Origin of the sequence: Streptomyces anatolicus, from assembly GCF_019400875.1 — a bacterium.
GTDB lineage: Bacteria > Actinomycetota > Actinomycetes > Streptomycetales > Streptomycetaceae > Streptomyces > Streptomyces anatolicus.
The window spans coordinates 1-6,571 of record NZ_WMBF01000356.1 but is presented as its reverse complement, the minus strand read 5'-3'; the positions used below and the strand labels follow the sequence as shown (position 1 = coordinate 6,571).

Sequence of the window (6,571 nt, the reverse complement as noted above, 5' to 3'; positions counted from 1 at the left end):
GGGGTGGGGTGGTGAGGAGGGGACCGGAGAACCCACCGGTGCAGGAGGCGTTCTATGCCGAGGCGGTCCACACTCCCGCACCCGAGAGCGCGTGGGCGATCTCCTCGGCTCGGGCTGTGCGGACCTCGATCGACTCGCCGGAGTGCAGAAGGAAATCGACGGTCGGATCGAGCCAGCTCACCGTGTTGGGGATGTATGCCACGCCCGCGAGATCCGCGAAGGGGAGGTCGAGCGCGCTCCCGTCCGCACCGCGGAGTCGTACCCTGTCCGCCGCGATCACCAACGCACCGGCACGCGGCGGAGCACAGTCCCAGGCGGCGGCTCCGACGGCCCCATGCTCTCCCGTCGGTTCACCCAGCCCATACCGGACGGGGTGCACCACCGCCCCCGCTGAAAACGAACTCGTCAGGGCACCCACAGCCTCTTCGAGTTGAGCCCGCTCGCGGCGCCGCTTGAGCGCGACCATCGGAAGGCCGACCACCAGGACAGCCAGGGCGATGAGGCCCACCAGCACGAGGCCGGTGACGTTGTCCGGACGGACAATCGCGAAAACCACGACGACGATGGCGACAGGGGCACTCAGGGCGAGATAGAGCAGCACCGGACGGATCCCGGACCGTTGGACTTCGACCGATGGGGACATCCGCTCCCGGTGCCGATTCCGTCGGCGCTCCCTCCCCCGGATCACGTTCTCCCGCGAGGCCCAGGCATAGCGATCGGCATACTTGCGCACGGTCGCCCAGGCGAAGCACGCGGCCACTGCCAGCCCTGGCAGCATCACGAGAACGTCCACATCGGATGCGTTCGCCAGCACCAGAACAGCCAGGATGAACGCCAGCGCCAGGATGGCCGCCGCATTGAAGAAGCGGGGGTGCGGGGAGCCCTGCGAGCCGTAACCACCGGGGATCTCCGAGTCATGGCCCCGGTCCACAGCAGCCCACTGACGGAGTAGCCGACTCCGCCGCGCCCCCCGAGCGCGCAAGGAGCGCAGAACCAGGAGCGCCGGGAGCGCGATGATCGCCAGCAGCAGGCATACAGCGGCTGTTACAGCGGCACTGTCTGCATCACGGCCCTCGCCCCCGAGCGCGTCAGCCACCAGGACCGGAATCAGGACAGCGACGAGGGTCACCACCGCCGAGCACAGGAAGAAGACAACGCCGCGTCCGCGCGAAAGGTCCTCGCGCGTCAGCACCTTGAGCGCCTCCGACTGCGCACGCAGAAGGGCTGCCCGATCCGGCCAGGCCCGGCCAGGCCCGGGTTCCTCAGGAAGCGGCGCCGCCCGGAACAGGGAACCTCGCGAGGAGGAGCCGGCGTCGGTGGTATTCGTCATGTCTCCGTCCTGGGGCGAGCAGCCTGCGCCGTCGTACGTCCCTCAGGCCGGGCCGAGGCCGTTCTCACCTCGGCAGACTCAAGGAGCAGCCGCTTCAGGAGGTCAGGAGCGACGCCCGCTCTCAAACTCGATGGCCCTTGCTGAGACCTTCAGCGCCGGGCGCTGAGGCCCGGCGTCACCGTCAGCGGTTGATGGACTGGATCTCCTCGACCTCGACCTGCTGATCCGCGCCGAACCGGCCCTCAGGGAGGCGGCCGCCCTCGGTGGTGGTGCTGGTCCAGCTGATCTTCCAGGTGACGGTGGCCTGGAGGTCGTACGAACCGTCGCCGGAGGACCGCAGGTACTTCACACCGCACGGCGGATCCGTGTCCGCGGGGGTGCCCTTGGCCCGGGGTACGCCGATCCGGTGGTCCTCGATCGGGCACTCGCCGGACGCGGGGTAGGTCTCGGCGTCCTCCGTTCCCGGTGCGATCGAGAGGGAGACGGGTTCGGCCGTCGTGGTCGCGGACAGGCCCGAACCCGGGATGCTCGCGGTGACGGAGACCTTCTTGAACTTCGCCTTGTCCAGCCATACCCACGTCGGGAGATTGACCTTCGTCGTTCCCTGCGGGGCCATCGTGATCTCGGTGCTCGGCACGGGAAGTTCGTCGTAGGCGTACTCGGCGAGAACCTCGGGGGTCACCGCGAGGGGTTCCTTGGGAGTCTCGGCCTCATCGACCCAGAAGGGCTGCTTGTCGCACGCGCTGGCCTCGGGGTCGTCCTTGCGGTTCGGATTGATCGCCGCGGCCCAGAACATCCCCTTGCCCTGCTTGTCGAGGTTGTAGTCCTTGTACGGCTTGCCCTTCTTGTAGCGGTTGTCGAGGTAGTCCCCGACGAACTCCCCGACCCCCTCGAAGAGCGGTACGCCGTCGCCGAAACCTCGCCACGCCTTGACCGTCTTCTCGATCTCCTTCGGCGAGAAGGCCGGCTCGTACCAGCAGGCGGGCGGAGTCCAATTGCTGTCCGCCGACGAGAGATTCCCGGTCCGGGCCGAGCGCGTATCGCCGTTGACCGACGTCTGGACCTTCGTCTGGACGGTGATGGTGCGGCCGTTCTTGCCGCCCTTCGCTTCCTTGGTGGGGCTTGTGGTGTTGGTTCGGTCCGCCCAGGCCGCCGGCGCCGCCTGCACGGTGAAGAGCGCGGCCGTACATGCGGCCAGCGCCACGCTTTTGTGCATCACGGCTGGCAGACCTCGCTCCCGCGCTCCGACGTGCTCTTGGTCACCTGCCATACCCCTTTGGAGTTCTTCCGGAGCCGGTCGTTGTAGAAGACGTATGAGTTCTTCGTGGCCTTCGTGACGTTCGTCTTCTTCGTCTTGCGGTCCTTCGTGTAGCCCTTGGACTCGTCGGCGCAGTACGTGAGCCCGGCCGAACCGTCCTTGCTGAAGACGACCTTGCGGTTGAAGTAGCGCACCGTGCCGGTCACCGTCGTGCCGTCCTTGATGAATCCGCTGACCCACTCCACCGTTCCGAGCAGAGCCGAGTCCTTGCTGTAGAAGACGATGGCCTCGGACTTGGGGTCCTGCTTCTCGATCGCCTCGTCAATGGCGCGGAGGTACTCCGCGTTGTCACGCAGCACCGCGTCCTTCTTGGCGTCGCCCGTGGTCTCGGGCGTGAAGACGAGTTCGTCACCCTTCGGCAAGGTGACCTTGGGCCGCTCGACCCCGTCAGCCGCCGCCGAGGCCGACGGAGACTTCTTCGCGCCGTCTCCCGAATCGGCGCCCGCGATCTTGTCGTTGTCCTTCGTCCCTCCGTCGCCGCCTCCACAGGCGGAGAGCGAAAGGGCAGCGACCGCGGTCAGGGCGGCCGCTGCGAGCAGGGCGGGTCGGCGGTTCACGGTCAGCTCCTGGTGAGACGAGAGTTCTCTGAAGTGACCCAAGCTATCCATGCGGGAGCGGCGAGGTCACGTCGAGGTTCAGCCCAGGTGCGTGTCCCCGAGTGACACCAGCAGGCGGCGCAGCGCCCAGTCGAGGGCCTCGCGGTCGGCGGGGGTGAGGGCGGCCAGCATGCGCTGTTCGTTGGCGATGTGGTCGACGACCGCGCGGTCGACCAGGTCGCGGCCCGCCTCGGTGAGGCGGACGCGGATGGCCCGGCGGTCGGCGGGGTCCTGGCGGCGTTCGATGAGGCCCTTGCGCTCCAGCTTGTCGAGGCGGTTGGTGATGGCGCCCGACGTCACCATCGCGGTCTTGAGCAGGCCGCCCGCCGTCAGTTCGTGCGGCGCGCCGACCCGCCGCAGCGTGGCGAGTACGTCGAACTCCCCGAACTCCAGGCCGTACTCGGCGAAGACCGTCTTCATGCCCTTGCTCAGCAGTTGCTCCGCGCGCTTGATGCGGCCCACCAGGGCCATCGCGTCCAGGCCCGCGAGGTCCAGGTCGGGGCGCTCACGGCGCCACTGGGCGCGCAGCGCGTCGATGGCGTCCGCGCGGGGCTCGTCGGCGGCGCCCGCGGCGGACTCTTCCGGTGTCTCTTGCTCGGCCATGACTCGGCACTGCTCCAAATCTCTCAACGTTCAGATACTTGACGTTCGCAGATCGAGCGTCCATATTTATCTCAACGTTGAGAATAACAGCGTTCAGGGGAACAGCGAGGGGAAGCGTCATGTCCGCCAGCGAGAGCACCGCAGAGCACCGCCCGTCCGGAGCGCAGCCTTCCGCGCAGGACCTGCCCACCCAGGACCCGACCGCCAACGCCCCCTCCCCCCGGAGGTCCGTGAGGGCCGCGGCCGGCATCGCCGCACTGGCCGCCATCGGCCCGGCGACCTGGGGCACGACGTACGTCACCACGACCGAACTGCTCCCCCCGGACCGCCCGTTGCTCGCCGCCGCCCTGCGCGCCCTGCCCGCCGGACTGATCCTGCTCGCGCTCACCCGGCGGCTTCCGCGCGGCGACTGGTGGTGGAAGGCGGCCGTCCTCGGCCTGCTGAACTTCGGGGCGTTCTTCCCGCTCCTCTTCTTCGGTGCCTACCGCCTGCCCGGCGGTGTCGCCTCGACGATCAGCGCGGTCATGCCGCTGCTGGTGGCGGGCTTCGGGATCGGCGTACTCAAGGTGCGGCCCACCCGGCGTACGTTGATCGCGGGCCTCGTCGGCGTCGTGGGCGTAGGCCTGCTGGTCCTGCGCGGCAGCGCCGCGGTCGACGCCACCGGGATCGCGGCGATGCTGGCGGCCACGACGCTGATGGCGCTCGCGGTGGTGCTCAGCAAGCGGTGGGGCCGCCCCGAGGGAGTCTCCCTGCTCACGCTCACCGGCTGGCAACTGACCGCCGGCGGCCTGGTACTGGCCCCCATCGCCCTCACCGCCGAGGGCCTGCCGGACCACTTCACGGGCGCCAACCTCGCCGGATACGCCTACCTCGGCATCATCGGCACGGCCATCGCGTACGCCCTGTGGTTCCGTGGCATCGAGCGCCTCCCCGCCTCCTCGGTCTCCTTCCTCGGCCTGACCAACCCGGTCGTCGCCACGCTGGCCGGCCTGCTGCTCCTGGGCCAGACCCTGACCCCTTGGCAACTGGGCGGCCTGGCCCTGGTCCTGACCAGCGTCCTCCTGGGCCAGAGCCGCCGCGCGTAACCACAGTCCCCTCCAGACGCCGCACCAACCCCATCGAACGAGGAGCCCACCATGCGCATCACCGTCTTCGGAGCAGCCGGAACCGCCGGAAGCCGCATCGTCACGGAGGCCCTGTCCCGCGGCCACGAGGTCACCGCGGTGGTCCGCGACGCCGCCCGCTTCACCGAGCTGCACCCCGACGCCAAGCACCGCACGGGCGACGCCGGACACCCCGACCACGTGGCCGAGTCGGCCGCCGGACAGGACGCCGTGGTGAACGCGACGAGACCGGCCCCGGGCCGCGAGAGCGACCACGCGGCCATCACCACAGCCATGCTGACGGGCCTCGCCCGCACTCCCGGCGTGCGCCTCTTGGTGATCGGCGGCGCGGGCAGCCTGACGGTCCCCGGCACCGAGGGAACCCTCGCGATCGACGACCCCCGTTACGTCCCCCCGGCCTGGCGCCACATAGCCGAGGCCTCCAACGCCCAGTACGACGCGCTCCGCACGGCGGTCACGGACGTGGACTGGACCTACCTGAGCCCCTCCGCGATCCTCGAACCCGGCACCCGCACGGGCACGTTCCGCCTGGGCGGGGACGAACTCCTGGTGGACGCGGAGGGCAACTCAGCACTCTCCATGGAGGACTTGGCGGTGGCCCTCCTGGACGAGGCGGAGAACCCGAAGCACCCCCGCTCCCGCTTCACGGCCGGATACTGAGGGCGCCCCGCCCGGCGGACGTACCGCTACTTCGCGGGGAACTTCCACACGGCCGGCTCGGCCTCGCTGTCCTCGGGGGCCCAGCGCACCTCAAGCTCCTTGGCGTTGACCGGCACCAGGTAGGTCTGGCAGATCACGTGGCTCTCGCCCTTCTTCCAGCCCTCGAGCTCCAGCTCGTCCTCGCAGCCCGCCGCGTCCTCGGAGGCCCCGATCAGGAGGCCGCCGCGGGCGCCGTCGGCGTAGATCTCCGCGCCGTCGCCCACGTCGGGGACCTCCGCGAGCGGGGCGCCCGCCTTGTGGGTGTACTTCACATGCGCGGTGGCGGCGACCAGGCCCTTGGCCCGCTTCGGGTCCGAGACCAGCTTCTTGGTCTCGGCCTCCGTGCCCAGGTCGACCTTCTGCGCGGCGACGTCGTACGTGACGGTGACATCGCCCTCCTTGACCTTGCCCGTGGTGCTCTCGCCGGCCGACAGCGCGGAGGGCGCCTTTGGCTTCTCCTGGGAGTTGGCGGCGTCGGCCTTCGGCTTCTCCTCCGACTTCTTGTCGTCCCCGCCGCCACAGGCGGTCAGCGCGAGGGCGAGTACGGCGACGGGCGCGGCGAGGCGCAGCCCGGTCTTCTTGCAGAGCAAAGTGATCTCCTGGCTGTGATGGGCCCACCACTCAGCGCGGGGTCGGCCCCCGTGAGCAGCAGGAAGAGCCGCCAGCTTAGGAGTTGGCCGTGTGCCGGGTCGAGATCATTGCCGCCGCCCACCGGGGTCCTGGTTGCTGGCGCAACCCCCTGGGCCCGGCTGACTTGCCGCCGCCGCCCGCCCCAACGCCCGTTTTTGCGCGCGTATTTCACCGCATTACGGTCACCAACTCGCGCGTGCCGGTCATCCGGCGTCCCGACCTGATCACGAAATCCTCCACCACCACTCACCATTACTTCACTCGCCCACAC

Annotated in this window: 8 protein-coding genes; 3 read left to right on the top strand and 5 right to left on the bottom strand. The window is 69.6% G+C overall.

All coding sequences use genetic code 11. The features are described 5' to 3' along the window. Positions 1–52: 52 nt before the first annotated feature. The 4 genes from GKQ77_RS24620 to GKQ77_RS24605 form a co-directional block, all read right to left on the bottom strand. Positions 53–1,330: a hypothetical protein gene (locus tag GKQ77_RS24620; RefSeq protein ID WP_219691119.1), complete on the bottom strand. Its 1,278-nt coding sequence runs from the start codon at positions 1,328–1,330 to the stop codon at positions 53–55. Positions 1,331–1,511: 181 nt separating this feature from the next. Further along, positions 1,512–2,546, bottom strand: coding sequence for a hypothetical protein (locus tag GKQ77_RS24615; protein ID WP_258021897.1), 1,035 nt, complete (start codon positions 2,544–2,546; stop codon positions 1,512–1,514). Beyond that, a complete protein-coding gene (locus GKQ77_RS24610; RefSeq protein WP_219691118.1) occupies positions 2,546–3,205 on the bottom strand; it encodes a hypothetical protein in 660 nt (219 codons plus the stop codon). Before GKQ77_RS24610 ends, GKQ77_RS24615 begins: the two co-directional genes overlap by 1 nt. A gap of 78 nt (positions 3,206–3,283) precedes the next feature. Continuing rightward, complete coding sequence (locus GKQ77_RS24605; protein ID WP_219691117.1) at positions 3,284–3,847, bottom strand: MarR family winged helix-turn-helix transcriptional regulator; 564 nt, start codon at positions 3,845–3,847, stop codon at positions 3,284–3,286. A gap of 119 nt (positions 3,848–3,966) precedes the next feature. Between GKQ77_RS24605 and GKQ77_RS24600 the strand changes: the two genes are divergently transcribed. Then, a complete protein-coding gene (locus tag GKQ77_RS24600) occupies positions 3,967–4,932 on the top strand; it encodes an EamA family transporter (protein ID WP_219691116.1) in 966 nt (321 codons plus the stop codon). A 51-nt stretch (positions 4,933–4,983) separates the two neighbouring features. Beyond that, complete coding sequence (locus GKQ77_RS24595) at positions 4,984–5,631, top strand: NAD(P)-dependent oxidoreductase (protein ID WP_219691115.1); 648 nt, start codon at positions 4,984–4,986, stop codon at positions 5,629–5,631. 26 nt (positions 5,632–5,657) lie between these two features. Here GKQ77_RS24595 and GKQ77_RS24590 read toward each other — a convergent pair whose 3' ends face one another. Then, on the bottom strand, positions 5,658–6,260 hold the full coding sequence (locus GKQ77_RS24590) for a hypothetical protein (RefSeq protein ID WP_219691114.1): 603 nt from the start codon (positions 6,258–6,260) through the stop codon (positions 5,658–5,660). 89 nt (positions 6,261–6,349) lie between these two features. Here GKQ77_RS24590 and GKQ77_RS24585 point away from each other — a divergent pair. After that, on the top strand, positions 6,350–6,571 hold a 222-nt coding region (locus tag GKQ77_RS24585), incomplete at its 3' end, for a hypothetical protein (RefSeq protein ID WP_219691113.1).